12 protein-coding genes and 1 tRNA gene are annotated in these 15634 nt (G+C 71.0%); 7 read left to right on the top strand and 6 right to left on the bottom strand.

The window, feature by feature from the left end:
• Nucleotides 1-494 precede the first annotated feature (494 nt).
• A complete protein-coding gene (locus ACFSOX_RS15285) occupies nucleotides 495-1508 on the bottom strand; it encodes a LysR family transcriptional regulator (protein ID WP_378478678.1) in 1014 nt (337 codons plus the stop codon).
• 286 nt (nucleotides 1509-1794) lie between these two features.
• Between ACFSOX_RS15285 and ACFSOX_RS15290 the strand changes: the two genes are divergently transcribed.
• Both ACFSOX_RS15290 and ACFSOX_RS15295 read left to right on the top strand, forming a co-directional pair.
• A complete protein-coding gene (locus ACFSOX_RS15290; RefSeq protein WP_378478679.1) occupies nucleotides 1795-2823 on the top strand; it encodes a Bug family tripartite tricarboxylate transporter substrate binding protein in 1029 nt (342 codons plus the stop codon).
• Nucleotides 2824-2906: 83 nt separating this feature from the next.
• A complete protein-coding gene (locus ACFSOX_RS15295) occupies nucleotides 2907-3929 on the top strand; it encodes an amidohydrolase family protein (protein ID WP_378478680.1) in 1023 nt (340 codons plus the stop codon).
• A gap of 41 nt (nucleotides 3930-3970) precedes the next feature.
• On the opposite strand, the gene ACFSOX_RS15300 is transcribed toward ACFSOX_RS15295, so the two are convergent.
• The gene (locus ACFSOX_RS15300; RefSeq protein WP_378478681.1) at nucleotides 3971-5137 is read right to left on the bottom strand and encodes a glycoside hydrolase 5 family protein; all 1167 of its coding nucleotides are present in this window, start codon (nucleotides 5135-5137) and stop codon (nucleotides 3971-3973) included.
• A 170-nt stretch (nucleotides 5138-5307) separates the two neighbouring features.
• Here ACFSOX_RS15300 and ACFSOX_RS15305 point away from each other — a divergent pair, with 170 nt between their 5' ends.
• The 3 genes from ACFSOX_RS15305 (at nucleotide 5308) to ACFSOX_RS15315 (ending at nucleotide 8679) form a co-directional block, all read left to right on the top strand.
• On the top strand, nucleotides 5308-6435 hold the full coding sequence (locus ACFSOX_RS15305) for an acyltransferase family protein (RefSeq protein WP_378478682.1): 1128 nt from the start codon (nucleotides 5308-5310) through the stop codon (nucleotides 6433-6435).
• A 129-nt stretch (nucleotides 6436-6564) separates the two neighbouring features.
• The gene (locus tag ACFSOX_RS15310) at nucleotides 6565-7635 is read left to right on the top strand and encodes a hypothetical protein (protein ID WP_378478683.1); all 1071 of its coding nucleotides are present in this window, start codon (nucleotides 6565-6567) and stop codon (nucleotides 7633-7635) included.
• 72 nt (nucleotides 7636-7707) lie between these two features.
• Nucleotides 7708-8679 (top strand): amidohydrolase family protein, encoded by a 972-nt coding sequence (locus tag ACFSOX_RS15315; RefSeq protein WP_378478684.1) that lies wholly within the window; start codon nucleotides 7708-7710, stop codon nucleotides 8677-8679.
• Between the two features lie 55 nt (nucleotides 8680-8734).
• Here ACFSOX_RS15315 and ACFSOX_RS15320 read toward each other — a convergent pair whose 3' ends face one another.
• Together ACFSOX_RS15320 and ACFSOX_RS15325 are read right to left on the bottom strand one after the other, a co-directional pair.
• Nucleotides 8735-8875 carry a hypothetical protein gene (locus ACFSOX_RS15320; protein ID WP_378478685.1) on the bottom strand — a complete coding sequence of 47 codons (141 nt, stop codon included), beginning with the start codon at nucleotides 8873-8875 and terminating at the stop codon, nucleotides 8735-8737.
• Between the two features lie 234 nt (nucleotides 8876-9109).
• Nucleotides 9110-10057: a hypothetical protein gene (locus ACFSOX_RS15325; protein WP_378478686.1), complete on the bottom strand. Its 948-nt coding sequence runs from the start codon at nucleotides 10055-10057 to the stop codon at nucleotides 9110-9112.
• A gap of 288 nt (nucleotides 10058-10345) precedes the next feature.
• Between ACFSOX_RS15325 and ACFSOX_RS15330 the strand changes: the two genes are divergently transcribed.
• Nucleotides 10346-10421, top strand: a tRNA-Ile gene (locus tag ACFSOX_RS15330).
• Nucleotides 10422-10484: 63 nt separating this feature from the next.
• Here the strand turns inward: ACFSOX_RS15330 and ACFSOX_RS15335 are convergent.
• The gene (locus tag ACFSOX_RS15335; RefSeq protein ID WP_378478687.1) at nucleotides 10485-11393 is read right to left on the bottom strand and encodes a LysR family transcriptional regulator; all 909 of its coding nucleotides are present in this window, start codon (nucleotides 11391-11393) and stop codon (nucleotides 10485-10487) included.
• A gap of 126 nt (nucleotides 11394-11519) precedes the next feature.
• On the opposite strand from ACFSOX_RS15335, the gene ACFSOX_RS15340 reads away from it, so the two are divergent.
• Entirely contained in the window at nucleotides 11520-12683 is a 1164-nt protein-coding gene (locus ACFSOX_RS15340) for a mandelate racemase/muconate lactonizing enzyme family protein (RefSeq protein WP_378478688.1), read from the top strand.
• Between the two features lie 317 nt (nucleotides 12684-13000).
• Here ACFSOX_RS15340 and acnB read toward each other — a convergent pair whose 3' ends face one another.
• A complete protein-coding gene (gene acnB / locus ACFSOX_RS15345; RefSeq protein WP_378478689.1) occupies nucleotides 13001-15565 on the bottom strand; it encodes a bifunctional aconitate hydratase 2/2-methylisocitrate dehydratase in 2565 nt (854 codons plus the stop codon).
• Nucleotides 15566-15634 lie beyond the last annotated feature (69 nt).

Consider the following 15634-nt stretch of genomic DNA (forward strand, 5'->3'; position numbering starts at 1 on the left):
ATCCGGCCGCCTGTCGGGACGCCGGGGAAAGCCGCGATCCTGCGCCACGCCGTCCCTTGCGCGAGGTCGCGTCCGCCGACGGCTTCTTCGCTGGCGAGGGCGGCGTGCCGGACTTGTCGGGCGTCTTCGGCGGCAGCCCGAACTTCGCCTCGAGCTTCGCCCCGAGCTTCTCCACCTGCGCCGTCGGCATCTCCGCCGGCCGGGCCGGAACCGGCGGGATCAACGCGTCCTGGTCGAGCGACTCGAAAGCCTCGCGAGTCATCTCGTCCTCGAACAGGATCCGTAGGTCCAGTCAAAGACCGTCTCCGGACGCGCCTGCGGCGATACCCCGAGCAATTGCCTCGGATATCCGAAGACCGTCGGTGAGACCGGGGCGCGGCCGACGACGCGGCTTCGCCGTGGACCGTCATATCCGCGGTGAGGCAACCGGCCGACATTCTCGCCTGATCACGACGCTGCCGTGGCGCTCGCGGACTCGCCCGGGCGCCCGCGTATCACCCGATCTCGGCCGTCGCCTTCGCCGGCGCCACCGACCGACGACCGTCCGTTCGGTCCAGCGCCGCCGGCACGACCGAATCGCCAAGGCCTGCCTCGTCGCAATTCTCCGCCTCCTTGCGAAGGCACGCCTCGACCACGGCGACGAAGCGCGCCGCCACCGGCGACGGATGCGGCGAACGCACGGCGAGCATCAGCCGGCTCGCGGCGTCGGCCGCGGCGATCGGCCGGGCGACGACGCCGGCCATGCCGACCCCGGCATAGCACTGCGGCAGCAGCGACACGCCGAGCCCGGCCGCCACCAGGCCGAGCACCGTGGTGAGCTCCCGGCTCTCCTGAACGACACGCGGCAAGAAGCCCGCGGCCGCGCACAACCGCACGGTCTGCTCGTGCACGCCGCAGCCGAGAGGCCGCGACACCATGACGAAGTCCTCGGCCCGCAGGTCCGCCATCACGATCGGTCCCGTCTCGCCGGCGAGCCGATGCGCCTCCGGCAGGAACACGGCCAAGCGGTCGCGCCAGACCTCGTGCAGCGTGACGCCCGGGCGCGGCTGCGCCCCGTTCGCCGGGCGCAGGATGCCGGCGTCGAGACGGTCGTCGACGAGCGCGTCGAGCTGATCGCGGGTCGACATGTGGAGCAGCTCCACCTCGACGCGCGGATGGGCGGCCCGGAACGAACGCATGATCCGGGCGAAGACGCGCGACAGCGGCACCGAGCTGGTGAAGCCGAGCCGCAGCACGCCGGCCTTGCCCTCGGCCGACTGGCGCACCAGCGCGGCCGCCTCGTCCATCTGGCGCACCGCGCGGCGGGCGCTGGCGAGAAACAGCCGGCCCGCCTCGGTCAGCTCCACCCGGCGGCGGGTGCGCACCAGCAGGGCGGCGCCGAGCTCCTCTTCCAGCGCCTTGATCTGCATGCTGAGCGGCGGCTGGCTGACATTGAGCTGGCGGGCCGCCCGGCTGAAGCTGAGCGCCTCGGCGACGGCGATGAAGTAACGCATCTGCCGGTCGTTCATGGTCGCTCCTTGTCGGCGGCACCCGTGGCGGGTGCGTCCCGGGTGATATCGGTTCCGAATAACCGGAAGGCCGAGAACATATTGGACCGTATCAGTAGGCCTCCGATACGCTGCCGGCAACACGGGTGACCCAGGCCCCTCCGGCACGGCCCGGAGGGCTCGGGCGGCCGTGCGACGGCGCCGCGCGGTCTTCGACCGCCCCTCCCGGCCGGCGACGTCCCCCGGCGCATCCCCCCCTCCCACCGTCGGCTCGTGCCGACCGCCGCCCCTCGCAGGAGAACCCGCCATGTCGGTCCTCTTCCGGCTTTCGCGTCCGGCGCCGCGCGCCGGCCTCGCCCGCGCCCTGCTCGTCGCCGCGGCCGCCCTGCTTTCGCCTCTGGTCTCGTCGGCGCTCGTCGCGCCCGCCATCGCCCAGGCCGACCCGGCCGCCGGCTGGCCGGCCCGCAACGTCCGGGTGTTGGTGCCGTTCGCGGCCGGTGGCCCGGCCGACCTCGTCGCGCGCGAGATCGCGCAGCGGCTCGGCGACGATCTCGGCCACCCCTTCGTCATCGAGAACCAGGGCGGCGCCGGCGGCAAGCTCGCGGTCATCAACGTCGCCCGCGCCGAGCCGGACGGCTACACGCTCCTGTTCCCGGCCTCCGGCAACGTGGTGAGTCACCCGCTCGCCGAGCGCGACATGAGCACGGTCGAGCAGCTGGTGCCGATCGGCCTCGTCTCCAACAGCGCGCATGTGCTGGTGATCAACCCGGCCCTGCCGATCCGCACCATGGCGGACCTCGTCGCCTATGCGAAGGCGAACCCCGGCACGCTGCATTTCGGCTCGGCCGGCACCGGCGCGGTCGCCCATCTCGGCATGGAGATGCTGAAGCTGACGGCCGGCATCGACATCGTGCACGTGCCCTATCGCGGCACCTCGCAGGCCGTCATCGACGTGATGTCGGGCCAGATCCAGGCGACCTTCTCGTCGATGCCCTCGCTCAAGGGAATGATCGACCAGGGCACCCTGCGGGCGCTCGGCATGACGGCGAAGAGCCGCGCCGAGTCCGGCCTGCCGCTGATCTCCGACACGGTGCCGGAGTTCGGCTACACGACCTGGTACGGCCTGTTCGCCCCCAAAGGCACGCCGCCCGGCATCGTCGCGAAGATCAGCGCGTCGCTCAAGAAGGCGGTCGCCGACAAGGCCCTGCAGGAGAAGCTCGCCGTGCAGGGCATGGACCTCGACTGGAGCACGCCGGCCGAGCTCGAGGCGCTGATGAAGAAGGACATCGCGAAGTGGTCGAAGGTCATCGAGGCGGCGAACGTCCGCCTGAAGTGATCACGACTACGACCGACGGCGGCGCCCATTCCGGCGCGGTCCGTCGATCGCCGGAGCCCGATACGACCGCACGCGAGACCGACATGATCATCGACTGCCACGGCCACTACACGACGGCGCCGGCGGCCCACGAGGCCTGGCGGGCCGCTCAGCTCGCCGCCGCCGCGGCCGGGCACGCCGCCCCGCCCTACCCGAAGATCACGGACGACGAGCTCCGCGCGAGCCTCGCGGCCGGCCAACTCGCCCTCCAGAAGCAGCGCGGCATCGACCTCACGCTGTTCTCGCCCAAGGCCTCCGCGATGGGGCATCATCTCGGCGACCGCGCGACCAGCGCCGTGTGGACGCGCCACTGCAACGACCTGATCCACCGGGTGTGCGGGCTGTTCCCGCGGAACTTCGTCGGCGTCGCGCAGCTCCCGCAGGCCGTGGACGCGGCACCGGCCGACTGCATCCCCGAGCTCGAGCGGTGCGTGACGGAACTCGGCTTCGTCGGCTGCAATCTCAATCCCGACCCGTCCGGCGGACACTGGCGCGGACTGCCGATCACCGACCGCTCCTGGTATCCGCTGTTCGAGGCCATGGTGGCGCTCGACGTGCCGGCCATGATCCATGTCAGCGGCGCGTGCAACTGCAACGTCCACACCACCGGCTCGCACTACATCAACGGCGACACCACGGTGTTCATGCAGCTGGTCGAAGGAAATTTGTTCGCCGACTTTCCGACGCTGAAGCTGATCATTCCGCACGGCGGCGGCGCCGCGCCGTATCACTGGGGCCGCTACCGCGGGCTCGCCCAGCAGCTCGGCCGGCCGACGCTCGACCGGCATCTGTTGAACAACCTGTTCTTCGACACCTGCGTCTATCACCAGCCCGGCATCGACCTGCTGACGGAGGTGATCCCGGCCGACAATATCCTGTTCGCCACCGAGATGCTCGGCGCCGTGAAGGGCTTCGACCCGCAGACCGGTTTCAACTTCGACGACACCGGCCGTTACGTCACGGCGGCGCCGGGGCTCGACGACACCGCGCGACGGAAGATTTTCGAGACCAACGCGCTGAAGGTCTATGGCCGGCTCGGAGCACAGATCGAACGGCAGGCGACCTGAACCCGCCCCCCCCCCCCGCAAGTCTTTCGGGACCGTGGATGTCACCGCGGCGCCTGGCGGAACGCCTCCCAGGCCGGCTTGCGGGAGCCGTCGGCGCGCAGAATGCCGAAGAAGTTCTCCTGCGTCGACGGGTCGGTGCCGGCGTCCTTGTAAGCGTAGACGATCAGCGGCCCGAGCCACGCCGCGCGCTGCTGCAGCCGAAACCCGTCGGTGATGATGGCGGCCTGCCGGGCCTCGTCGACGGCGCCGGGGCCGCCCGCCGTCGGGGCGCCGAACTCGGTCATCCAGATCGCCTTCGCGCCGTCGCCGTTCTTCACCATGATGGCGCGCAGATCGTCCATGGCGGTCCACCAGAACGCGCTGCCGTCGGTCGCCGAGGGCAGCGCCGGCGACACGTAAGGGTGATGGCCGACATGGTCGAAGAAGCCGCGCCCGCCGGCCCGGTAGACGCCGTCGAGAAAGGTCTGCGGCCGCATGTCGAGCCCTTCGTCGGCGGCCGGGGCGAGCCCGGCCGTGATCACGGTGGCGCCCGGATCGGCCCGCTTGATCTCCGGATAGGCGGCTTTCAGGAGGCCGACATAGCGGGCCGGATCGGCGCCGGAGCGCCAGAACACCGAACCGAGATTGGGCTCGTTCCAGATCTCCCAGTCGTGCACGCCGAAATGCTTGTAGCGCTGCGCCAGATAGCCGGCGAACCGGCCGTAGTCGGCGGGATCGACGGGCGGATGCAGCTTGGTGCCGGCGCCGCCGTTCGCCCATTCGGGCGAGTAGTCGATGATGCCGAGAAGGCGCAGCCCGTGCGCCTGCACGGCGCGTGCGACGCGATCGTGCGCCTCGACATTGTAGAGGTCGCGGCGCGGCTGGATGTGGGACCAGTCGAAATCGATCCGCACGAAGGTCACGCCGAGGCGCACCATGTCGTCGAGCGTGGCGTTCAGCGCGTCGTCGCTCAGGCCGAACAGGTCGGCGGCGACCCCCTTGCGGCCGCCGGCCGGCCCCGTCGCCTCCGCCCCCGATCCGGCGGCCCCCTGCCCCGACTTGCCCGGCTCCGCCGTGCCCTGCCCGGTCGTGGCGGTTCCGTGCCCCTGCATGCCGGCCGCCGTGGTGGCACCGGGGAGCGGCGGATCGGACGCACCCGACGTGAGCCAGCCGAGGCCGGCGACCAGCAGCATGGTGAGGACGAAGGCCGACGGTCGGCTGCGCGTCACGGAGCCCTCGTTGCGATGTCGTGCGCCGCCCCGCGGCGCGCCCTGCCCGGACGGCGCCCGCGCGCGCCGAGGATACCGAGCGGACCGAACCGGTCAACCGAACGGCAAGCGCGCCGCCGCCGGTGCGGCGGCCGGATTTACCGTGATACCATGTTCGACTGGTGGTCGCGGTGTCCCTTGCTATCGTCGGCGGCATGCAGCGCAGCGGGCGCGGTGCCGGGATCGCGGCGCCCGTGTCCGGCTGTCGCCACGACGAGGCTCACGACTTGAACCCGACCGCGACCGGCCCCCGATCGTTCGAACTCGACGCCGTCAAGGGCCTGGCGATCGTGCTGGTCGTGTTCGGGCATTGCCTGCGCGGCCTGATGGCGGCCGGGATCGTGACCGAGACCTCGTGGCTGCACGGGCTCGATCACGTGATCTACACGTTCCACATGCCGGTGTTCTTCCTCGCCGCCGGCCTGTTCTTCCGCGCCCCGCCGCACCGGCTCGACCCCGGCTTCTGGCGCAAGAAGGCGACCACCATCGTGTATCCTTATTTTCTGTGGTCGATCCTGCAGGGCGTGGTGCTGATCCTGCTCAGCAACACCGGCGCCTTGAACAACCGGTGGGGCCCGGCGGATCTCCTGAGCATTCTCTGGATCCCGATCTCGCCGTTCTGGTTCCTCTACGCGCTGTTCGTCGGCACCATCCTGGCCGTCGCGGCGGGCGACACCGACCGGCGGCTCGTGCTGGCCCTCGCGCTGCCCGCCTTCGTGACGTCGGCCCTGTGGGCGCCGCAGCTCGTCGCCGACATTTTCTACGGCTTCTTCTGGTTCCTGATCGGCATGATGGCGGCCGAGCGTCGCTGGCTGGCGCGCATTCCCCGCTCGCTCGCAGCCGCCGCGCTCCTGTGGGCCGGCCTCGTCGCCGTCGCGCTGGCGAGCCGCGCCCTGCACGTGCCGGACCGGCTGGCCCTTCCCGCCGCGGTGCTCGGCATCGCCGCCACCGTGAGCCTGTGCGGCGCGCTCGGCCGCCACGCCGTCGCGGCGGTGCCGTTCCGCGCCCTGGTCGTGGCCGGACAGTACTCGATGAGCGTGTTCGTGATGCACATCCTGGTGATGGGCTTCACCCGTGTCGTCCTGCTGCGCGTCCTGCACATCGGCGACGTCGCCGTGCTGCTCGGCATCCTGACGCTGGTCTCGGTCGTCGTGCCGATCCTGGTGCAGATCGTCGCCGTCCGGCTCGGCATCGAGGCGTGGCTCGGCCTGCCGTTCTCGGCCCGCCCCCTGCGTCGCGCGACGCCGGCGCTCGCCTGAGCGGACGCGGGCCGCGCCGCGTCGCCGCGCGTGCTTGCGGGGCGGTGCGGCTCCATGCACTATCTCCCCCTCCGACTGTCCCGGCCTCGACGCCGGACTTCATAAAAATCGACCCTGGGAGAGAAACGCATGTCACGCCGACTTCCGGCCTGCGCGCGCGGCGCGGGCCTTGCGCTCGCGCTCGCGACCACCGCTGCCCTCGCCATCGTTCCGGCCGGCGCGCAATCGCCGGCGCCACCCGCTGCGCCTGCGCCGACCGCCGCTGCACCGACCGCCGGTGCACCGGCCGGCACCCGACCGGGCGCGCTGCCCGGCGGCCGCATGGTGACGCAGGGCCAGGCCAAGGTGACGACCGAGAACCTCTACAAGTGCCCCGTGACGGTCTCCAACCATCGCGTCAGCGCGATCGGCACCATCACGGCGACCGACGGCACCGTGATCACGATGCCGGCGCCCGTGCAGTACGGCAAAGGGCCGATCGCCGCCGACCTCTACAACGAGTGCAACCAGGTCACGCCGGCCAAGAGCGCCGATGTCGACGCCTCCAAGGTGCCGGTGGTCGAGATCGATCCCGACGGCGAGGTGATCACGGGCTACATCGTCGCCGACAACTATTTCGAGCTCTACGTGAACGGGAAGCTGGTCGGGCTCGACCATACGCCCTACACGCCGTTCAACTCGGCGATCGTGAAATTCAAGGCGAAGAAACCCTACACGATGGCGTTCCTTCTGGTCGACTGGGACGAGCAGCTCGGCATCGGCATGGAACTGTTCCAGGGCAATCCGCGCCATCCCGGCGACGGCGGCCTGATCGCCCGCTTCTCCGACGGCACCGTGACCGACTCGAGCTGGAAGGCGCAGACCTTCTACATCGCGCCGCTCAACACGCCCGACGAGGTGGTCGAGATCGGCAACGTGCACGACACCACCAAGCTCGGCCGCGTCCACCCGGTCGCCAAGAAGCCGCCCTGCGCCGACGCCTGCTATGCCGTGCATTACAAGATCCCGGACGGCTGGCAGGGCACGAGCTTCGACGACGCCAAGTGGCCGCGCGCCTACGAGTACACCGACACGGACATCGGCGTGACGGCGCTGCCGGCCTACACGCGCTATCCCGAGCTGTTCGACGGCGCGCGCTGGATCTGGTCGTCGAACCTGGTGTTCGACAACGTGGTGATCGCCCGCAAGACGGTGCGCTGACCACATCTCCGCGCGCCGCGGGACGGCTTCTCCGGCGCGCGGAGGCCCGACGTGGATCAGGAAGGACACCGCATGCCGACGACGCCCGCCCCTCTCCCCCGCGTGATCGCCATCGAGGAGCACTACTGGGACGCCGAGATGGCGGCGCTGTTCGGCGGGGCCGAGGCGGCACGCCCGGGGCCGCTCGCCGACGCCCTCTACGATCTCGGCGAGGCCCGGATCGCCGCCATGGACGCCGCCGGCATCGACGTGCAGGTGCTCTCGCACGGCGCGCCGTCGGCCCAGAGGCTCGACGGTGTCCAGGCGGTGGCGCTCACCCGCCGGGTCAACGATCGCCTCGCCGCCGCGGTCGCGGCGCATCCGACCCGCTTCGCCGGCTTCGCGGCGCTGCCGACCACCGATCCGGCCGCCGCGGCCGACGAGCTCGCCCGCTGCGTCGAAACGCTCGGCTTCAAGGGCGCGATGCTGCACGGCATGGCGCACGGGCTGTTTCTCGACGACGCGCGCTTCCGGCCCATCTACGCCCGCGCCGAAAAGCTCGGCGTGCCGATCTACCTTCATCCGTCGCTGCCGCATCCGGCCGTCACGGCCGCCTATTACGACGACTACGCGGCCGACTTCCCGACCGTCGTGCGCCCCGCCTGGGGTTTCACCGTGGAGACCGCGACGACGGCGCTGCGGCTGATCCTCTCGGGCGTGTTCGACGATCATCCGGACCTGCAGATCGTGCTCGGCCATCTCGGCGAGACGCTGCCGTTCCTGCTGTGGCGCATCGAGAGCACCCTGGCGCGGCCGGGCCAGAAGCGCGTCGCCTTCCGCGAGATTCTGACGCGGAATTTTTCGGTGACGACCAGCGGCTTCTTCTCGACGCCGGCCTTGATGTGCTGCGTGATGGAGCTCGGCATCGACCGGATCCTGTTCGCGGTCGACTGGCCGTTCGCCGACAACGCCACCGCCGTCGACTGGATGGCCGGCGTGCCGCTCGCCGCGGCCGACCGGCGCAGGATCCTCGCCGGCAACGCCGAGCGGCTGTTGAGGATATGAGGCGCCACGGCCTCGGCCGTTGTCCGACCGCGAGCCGGTCAGACCGACGGCCGAGTCACCAGGCGCCGACCCACTGGCCGACGTCGTAGATCGCGGCCGCCGTCACGCAGGCGGCGAGGCCGCCCCAGACCAGCGACAGCGCGATGGTCCGGTTGGCGCGGATCAGGGTGTCCTTCTCGACCATGTGATGGGCCATGGGAGGCCTCCGCGGGTCGGTGGCAACGAATGCGAGAAAACGAAAACGAGACGACGAGAGCCGACACGATTCGAGCGGGCGACGATCGTCAACGTAAACCGTCGATGAATGTTCCGATGACCGAACCGGGTACCGCACGGTCGAAGCGCTCGCAATCCGCAGTTGCACGAGGGTCGTGGGTCGGACCGCGCCGCGCCGGGGCGCGGCTCCACCGAACTCCCAAAATACGAGAATTCAGCGCCTCGTGATGCCGGGCGCCGGCGTCGCCGTGGTGCCGAACGGCCCATAGGTCGGGAAGATCAGATCCTGGGTCGCGCCCGGCGTCGCGGTGACGGCCGGCGCGGGCGCCGTGCGGTAGACGACGCGCGGTTTCGGCTTCTTGCGCGGCGCCGGCTTCGCGGCCCGTTTCGCCGTGACGGCCGGCTTGGCGACAGGCTTGGCGACCGGCTTGGCGACCGGCTTGGCGACCTGGGCAGCCGGCGCGACAGGCGCGACCGCGGGCGTCAGCGCCGCCACGGCCGCGGCGCCCGGCGCCGCGGTGTCGTCCGCGGTGTCCGGCACCGGCACCGGCAGCGGCAACGCGACGACGGGCGGCGGGGTGGCGGGCCCCGCCGCGAAACCGAGCGCCACCGGCTCCGCCGCGGCCGCCGGCTCGGGCGGTGCCGGAGCGGGCGCTCCCGGACCGAGCCGCTGGACGGTGTCGTCGGCCGCCGGATCGACCGCGGCCACGGGATCGACCGTGCCGCCCGGATCGCGCGGCGCCGGCTCGGGGGTCTCCGGAACGACCGCCCGGATCAGGTCACCGAGGGGATCGGCCGAGCGGGGCACGGAGACGGGCCGGCCACGCTCGTCGGCGGCGACCAGCGGCAGCGACGGCGCGGCGGGCGTCTCGCCGGCGGCGCCGCTCGTCGCCGCAGCCGCAGCCGCGGTCGCGCCGACCTGGCCGTCGTCGTCGGCGGCGTCGACGTCGGACGCCGGCGGCGGGTTGGCGGCGAGCCGCAGCCGGTGCTGCGTCGCATCGTGCGGGATCGCCGACAGCTGAAGCAGCGAGCGGCTGACGGTCGGCACCTCGCCGATGCGCGTCACCGCCTCCGGATAGGCGACGAGGCCGCGCGCCGCGACCATCAGCACGACGATCACGACCGCGGTCGCGGCCAGCATCAGTCGAAACGTCGGAAGCATGACGACCCCGCCCACCGCCGTCCTGGCGCACCATCTCCGCCCGTCTCGGTCGCGGATCGATTCGCCGAAGGCTAGCAGAGTCGGATTCCGCCGTGAATCGTCTCCGGCGTGATCGGGGGCGGGAAACGGCGCCGCGCCGACTCGATTTTGTGCAGCCGACGCCAGCCGACGCGACCGACCGTCTACCGGCGCGCCACAGCGGTGGCGCGCCACCACGGCGGGCGTTGTTCTCGCGTCCCCTCGCTGCTACGGTCCGCCGCCCTTCGGCTGCGCCGGACCGCCGGCCCCGGGCCCGTAGCTCAACGGTCAGAGCCGGCGGCTCATAACCGCTTGGTTGCAGGTTCGAGTCCTGCCGGGCCCACCAACCGACCGAGTCGATTCCGAATTCTGTTCGGACAGTACCGTGCATCGACGGCGGGGCCGCCACTCATGCCGCGGTCAGCCCGGACCACAGCGCATCGGCCGCGCTGTTCCGACAGGTCGGCGCCCGGAACAGACGGATCTCGATCGGAATGTCGAACGGCTCCGCCCCGGCGCGGACGAGGCGTCCCTGCGCGATGTCGTCGGCGGCGAGCGTCCGCGGCAGCCAGGCGACGCCATGGCCCTCGCGCGCCATCGTCAGCAGCGTGGCGGCGAGATGGGACGTGAAGCCGGTCTCGAGCTGCGCCGCCGCCTCCCGCGTCGCCGGATGGCCCGAGACGATGCGGCCGAGGCCGGACGCCCGGCTGTAGGCGAGCAGCCGGGCGCGCCGCGCCGGGGGACCGGACACACCGGGGAGCGGCCAGGCCGGCCGACCATCCGACCCCGGCGCGCAGAGCGGCACCAGCACGTCGTCGCCGACCCGGATGCTCTCGAAGCGGTCCGGCGCGAAGCGGCCCGGCGCCTCGGGACGACAATGGCAGAGCAGGAAATGCACCTCGCCGGCGAGCATCATCTGCTCGCACGCCGCCATGCTGTCCGACAGGAGATTGAGCGTCCCCATCGCTTCGAACTCGACATGCCGCCTGATCCAAGCCGGGAAGAACGTGAACGACAGGGCATGGGTCGCCGCGATCGACACGGTCGCCAGCTCGCGCGCACCGAGGTTCCGGGCGTCGCGCCGCGCCGTGTCGAGATCGCGGAGCAAACTCTCGATCCGCGGCGCCAGCAGGCGCCCCGCCGCGGTGAGCGTCACGCCGCCGGTCTCGCGCGCGAACAGCGGAGTGCCGACCCAGTCCTCGCAGGCGCGAATCCGTCGACTGAAGGCGGGCTGCGAGACGTGCCGGGCCTCGGCGGCGCGCGAGAAGCTGCGATGCTCCGCCAGCGCCACAACGTCTTTCAGCCAGTCGAGATCCATGATGCCGCTCGCGCATGGGGCGATCCGATCTTGGCATTGGCCAGGAACGGCGATCAAGCCTACGCGTCGTTCGAGGCCAGGGGGCTGCGATCACCCCGCCCCCATCGTGCAGCAAGGAGAGGCGGCATGCGCATCATCGACGTCCGCGAGGTCACCAAGCCGATCGCCTCGCCCATCCGCAACGCCTATATCGACTTCTCCAAGATGACGACGAGCCTCGTCGCGGTGGTGACGGACGTCGTGCGCGACGGCCGCCGGGTGGTCGGCTACGGCTTCAACTCGAATGGCCGCTACGGCCAGGGCGGGCTGATCCGCGAACGTTTTCGCGACCGGCTGCTGGGCGCCGATCCGAACAGCGTCGTCAACGAGGCCGGCGACAATCTCGACCCGCACAAGCTGTGGGCCGCCATGATGACCAACGAAAAGCCGGGCGGTCACGGCGAGCGGTCGGTCGCGGTCGGGACGCTCGACATGGCGATCTGGGACGCGACCGCCAAGATCGCCGGCAAGCCGCTGTTCCGCATGCTCGCCGAGCAGAAGGGCCGCGTCGCCGATCCGCGCGTCTTCGTCTACGCGGCCGGCGGCTACTATTATCCCGGCAAGGACCACGCGGCGCTGCGGGCCGAGATGCGCAGCTATCTCGACCGCGGCTACACGGTCGTGAAGATGAAGATCGGCGGCGCGCCGATCGGCGAGGACCAGGCCCGTATCGAGGCGGTACTGGCCGAGATCGGCCGCGACGCGAAGCTCGCCGTCGACGCCAACGGTCGTTTCGACCTGGAGACCGGCATCGCCTACGCCAAGATGCTGCGGCAATATCCGCTGTTCTGGTACGAGGAGATCGGCGATCCGCTCGACTACGCCCTGCAGGCGGCGCTCTCGGAGTTCTATCCGGGCCCGATGGCGACCGGCGAGAACCTGTTCTCCCATCAGGACGCCCGCAATCTGCTGCGCTACGGCGGCATGCGGCCGGACCGCGACTGGCTGCAGTTCGACTGCGCCCTCTCCTACGGGCTGGTCGAGTATCTGCGCACGCTCGACGTGCTGCATCAGTTCGGCTGGTCGCCGTCGCGCTGCATCCCGCACGGCGGGCACCAGATGTCGCTCGCCATCGCGGCCGGGCTCGGACTCGGCGGCAACGAGAGCTATCCGGATCTGTTCCAGCCCTATGGCGGCTTCCCGGACGGCGTGAAGGTCGAAAACGGCCACATCGTCATGCCGGAGCTGCCCGGCATCGGGTTCGAAGGCAAGTCGGATCTGATCAGGGAGATGCGGGCGCTGGCCGAGTAAGCGTCCCCGCCCTCGTTTCACCTCTCCCCGGCGGGGAGAGGTCGGGGTTCGCGCCGCAGGCGTGAACCCCGGGTGAGGGGGTGCCGACCTCTCGATGAAAACAATCCGCTTCGCCCCCCTCACCCCGGCCCTCTCCCCGCCGGGGAGAGGGAGCCGCGCCGTGCTCGCCGCGGCGTCAGAGGATGCTCGCACCACCGTCCCTATGCGGCCGACCCATGCGTCGTGACATCTGCGCCCGAGCTGATCCAGCAGCCCCAGTATAGAACCGGCGGCACTCCGCCCGCCGACGCGCGGGCGGGGCGCCAGACGATGTTCGATCAGGCCGCGAAGCCCGGGATCTGATCGAAGTTCATGTAACGGTAGATGTCGGCCGCCTTGTCCGTCACGGCGCGCGTCCCCTGCAGGTACTCGTCCATGGTGGGGATGCGACCGAGCCGAGCGCACACCGCCGCGAGCTCCGCCGAGGCGAGATAGACGCGGGTGTCGAGGCCGAGCCGGTTCGGGAAGTTGCGGGTCGAGGTCGACACCGCGGTCGAACCTTTGCGGATCTGCGCCTGGTTGCCCATGCACAGCGAGCAGCCGGGCATCTCCATGCGGGCACCGGCCTTGCCGAGCGGGGCGTAGAAACCCTCCTCGGTGAGAATCTGCGCGTCCATGCGGGTCGGCGGCGCCACCCACAGCCGGGTCGGCAGGTCGGTCTCGCCGGCGAGCACGTGAGCCGCGGCCCGGAAGTGGCCGATGTTCGTCATGCACGAGCCGATGAACACCTCGTCGATCTTGTCGCCCGCGACCGCCGACAGCGGCTTCACGTCGTCCGGATCGTTCGGGCAGGCGAGCAGCGGCTCGGTGATGGTGGCGAGATCGATCTCGATCACGGCGGCGTAGTCGGCCTCCGCATCGGGCTCGATCAGCGTCGGGGCGGCGAGCCACGCGTTCATCGCGTCACGCCGGCGCTCGAGCGTGGTCCGGTCGCCGTAGCCGTCGGCGATCATCCGGCCGATCAGCGCCACGTTGGAGCGCAGATACTCGATCACCGGGGCGGTGCCGAGCCGCACCGTGCAGGCCGCCGCCGACCGCTCGGCCGAGGCGTCGGAGAGCTCGAACGCCTGCTCGACCTTGAGATCGGGAAGGCCCTCGATCTCGAGGATGCGGCCGTTGAAGACGTTCTTCTTGCCCTTTTTCTCGACCGTCAGCAGGCCCTGCTGGATGGCGACATAGGGGATCGCGTTCACGAGGTCACGCAGCGTGATGCCGGGCTGCATCTCGCCCTTGAAGCGCACCAGCACCGACTCCGGCATGTCGAGCGGCATCACGCCGGTCGCCGCCGCGAAGGCGACGAGGCCCGAGCCGGCCGGGAACGAGATGCCGATCGGGAAGCGCGTGTGGCTGTCGCCGCCGGTGCCGACCGTGTCGGGCAGCGTCAGGCGGTTGAGCCAGGAGTGGATCACGCCGTCGCCGGGCTTGAGCGCGACGCCGCCGCGGCTGGCGAAGAAGCCCGGCAGCTCGCGATGCGTGCGCACGTCGACCGGCTTCGGATACGGTGCCGTGTGGCAGAACGACTGCATCACGAGATCGGCCGAGAAGCCGAGGCAGGCGAGATCCTTCAGCTCGTCGCGGGTCATCGGGCCGGTGGTGTCCTGCGAGCCGACCGTGGTGATCTTCGGCTCGCAATAGCTGCCCGGGCGCACGCCCTGCCCGTCCGGCAGGCCGCAGGCGCGGCCGACGATCTTCTGGGCGAGCGAGAAGCCCTTGGCCTCGCCGGCCGGCGTCGCCGTCCGGCGGAACGACGTCGAGGGCGGCAGGCCGAGCTTGGCCCGCGCCTTGGCGGTCAGGGCGCGGCCGATGATCAGCGGGATGCGGCCGCCGGCCCGCACCTCGTCGAAGATCACGTCGGACTTCACCGTGAAGGTCGCGATCACGTCGCCGTTCTTCAGCGCCTTGCCCTCGTAGGGGCGCAGCTCGATCACGTCGCCCATCTCCATCTTGGAGACGTCGAGCTCGATCGGCAGCGCGCCGGCATCCTCCATCGTGTTGAAGAAGATCGGCGCGATCTTGCCGCCGAGGCAGACGCCGCCGAAGCGCTTGTTGGGGACGTAGGGGATGTCGCGACCCGTGAACCACAGCACCGAGTTGGTGGCCGACTTGCGCGACGAGCCGGTGCCGACGACGTCGCCCACATAGGCGACCGGTCGGCCGCCGGCGACCAGGGCGCCGAGCTGCTTGGTCGGGCCGCGCACGCCCGGCTCGTCCGGCACGATGCCGGGCCGCGGGTTCTTCAGCATCGCGAGCGCATGGAGCGGGATGTCGGGGCGCGTCGTGGCGTCGGGCGCCGGCGACAGGTCGTCCGTGTTGGTTTCGCCCGTCACCTTGAACACGACGATCTCGAGCGAGGCCGGCACCTCGGGCCGCGACGTGAACCACTCCGCCTCGGCCCACGAGGCGAGCACCGCCTTCGCGTTGGCGTCGCCGCGCTCGGCCAGCGCCGCGACCGCGTCGAAGGCGTCGAACACCTGCAATGTGTGCTTCAGCGCCTCGGCGGCGGCGGCGCCGACCTCCGGGTCGGACAGCAGCGACACCAGCGGCGCGACGTTGAAGCCGCCCAGCATGGTGCCGAGCAGCTCGGTCGCCCGCAGCCGCGAGATCAGCGCCGACTTTTCCTCGCCCTTCGCGATCCGGGCCAGGAACGCCGCCTTCACCTTGGCGGCGTCGTCGACGCCGGCCGGCACGCGATGCGTGAGCAGCTCGAGCAGGAACCCCGCCTCGCCGGCCGGCGGATCGCGCAGCAGCGCGATCAGCGCCTCCGTCTGCTCGGCCGACAACGGCAGCGGCGGAATCCCGAGGCGATCACGTTCGGCGGCATGTTCACGGTAGGCGCGCAGCATGGCTTCTGTGTTCCCTGGCAGTTGCATCGCTTCGTTCGAGGGCCGATCACGTCGACGACGAAGTCGCCG

This window comes from Rhodoplanes azumiensis (genome assembly GCF_042682915.1).
Classification (GTDB): Bacteria; Pseudomonadota; Alphaproteobacteria; order Rhizobiales; family Xanthobacteraceae; genus Rhodoplanes; species Rhodoplanes azumiensis.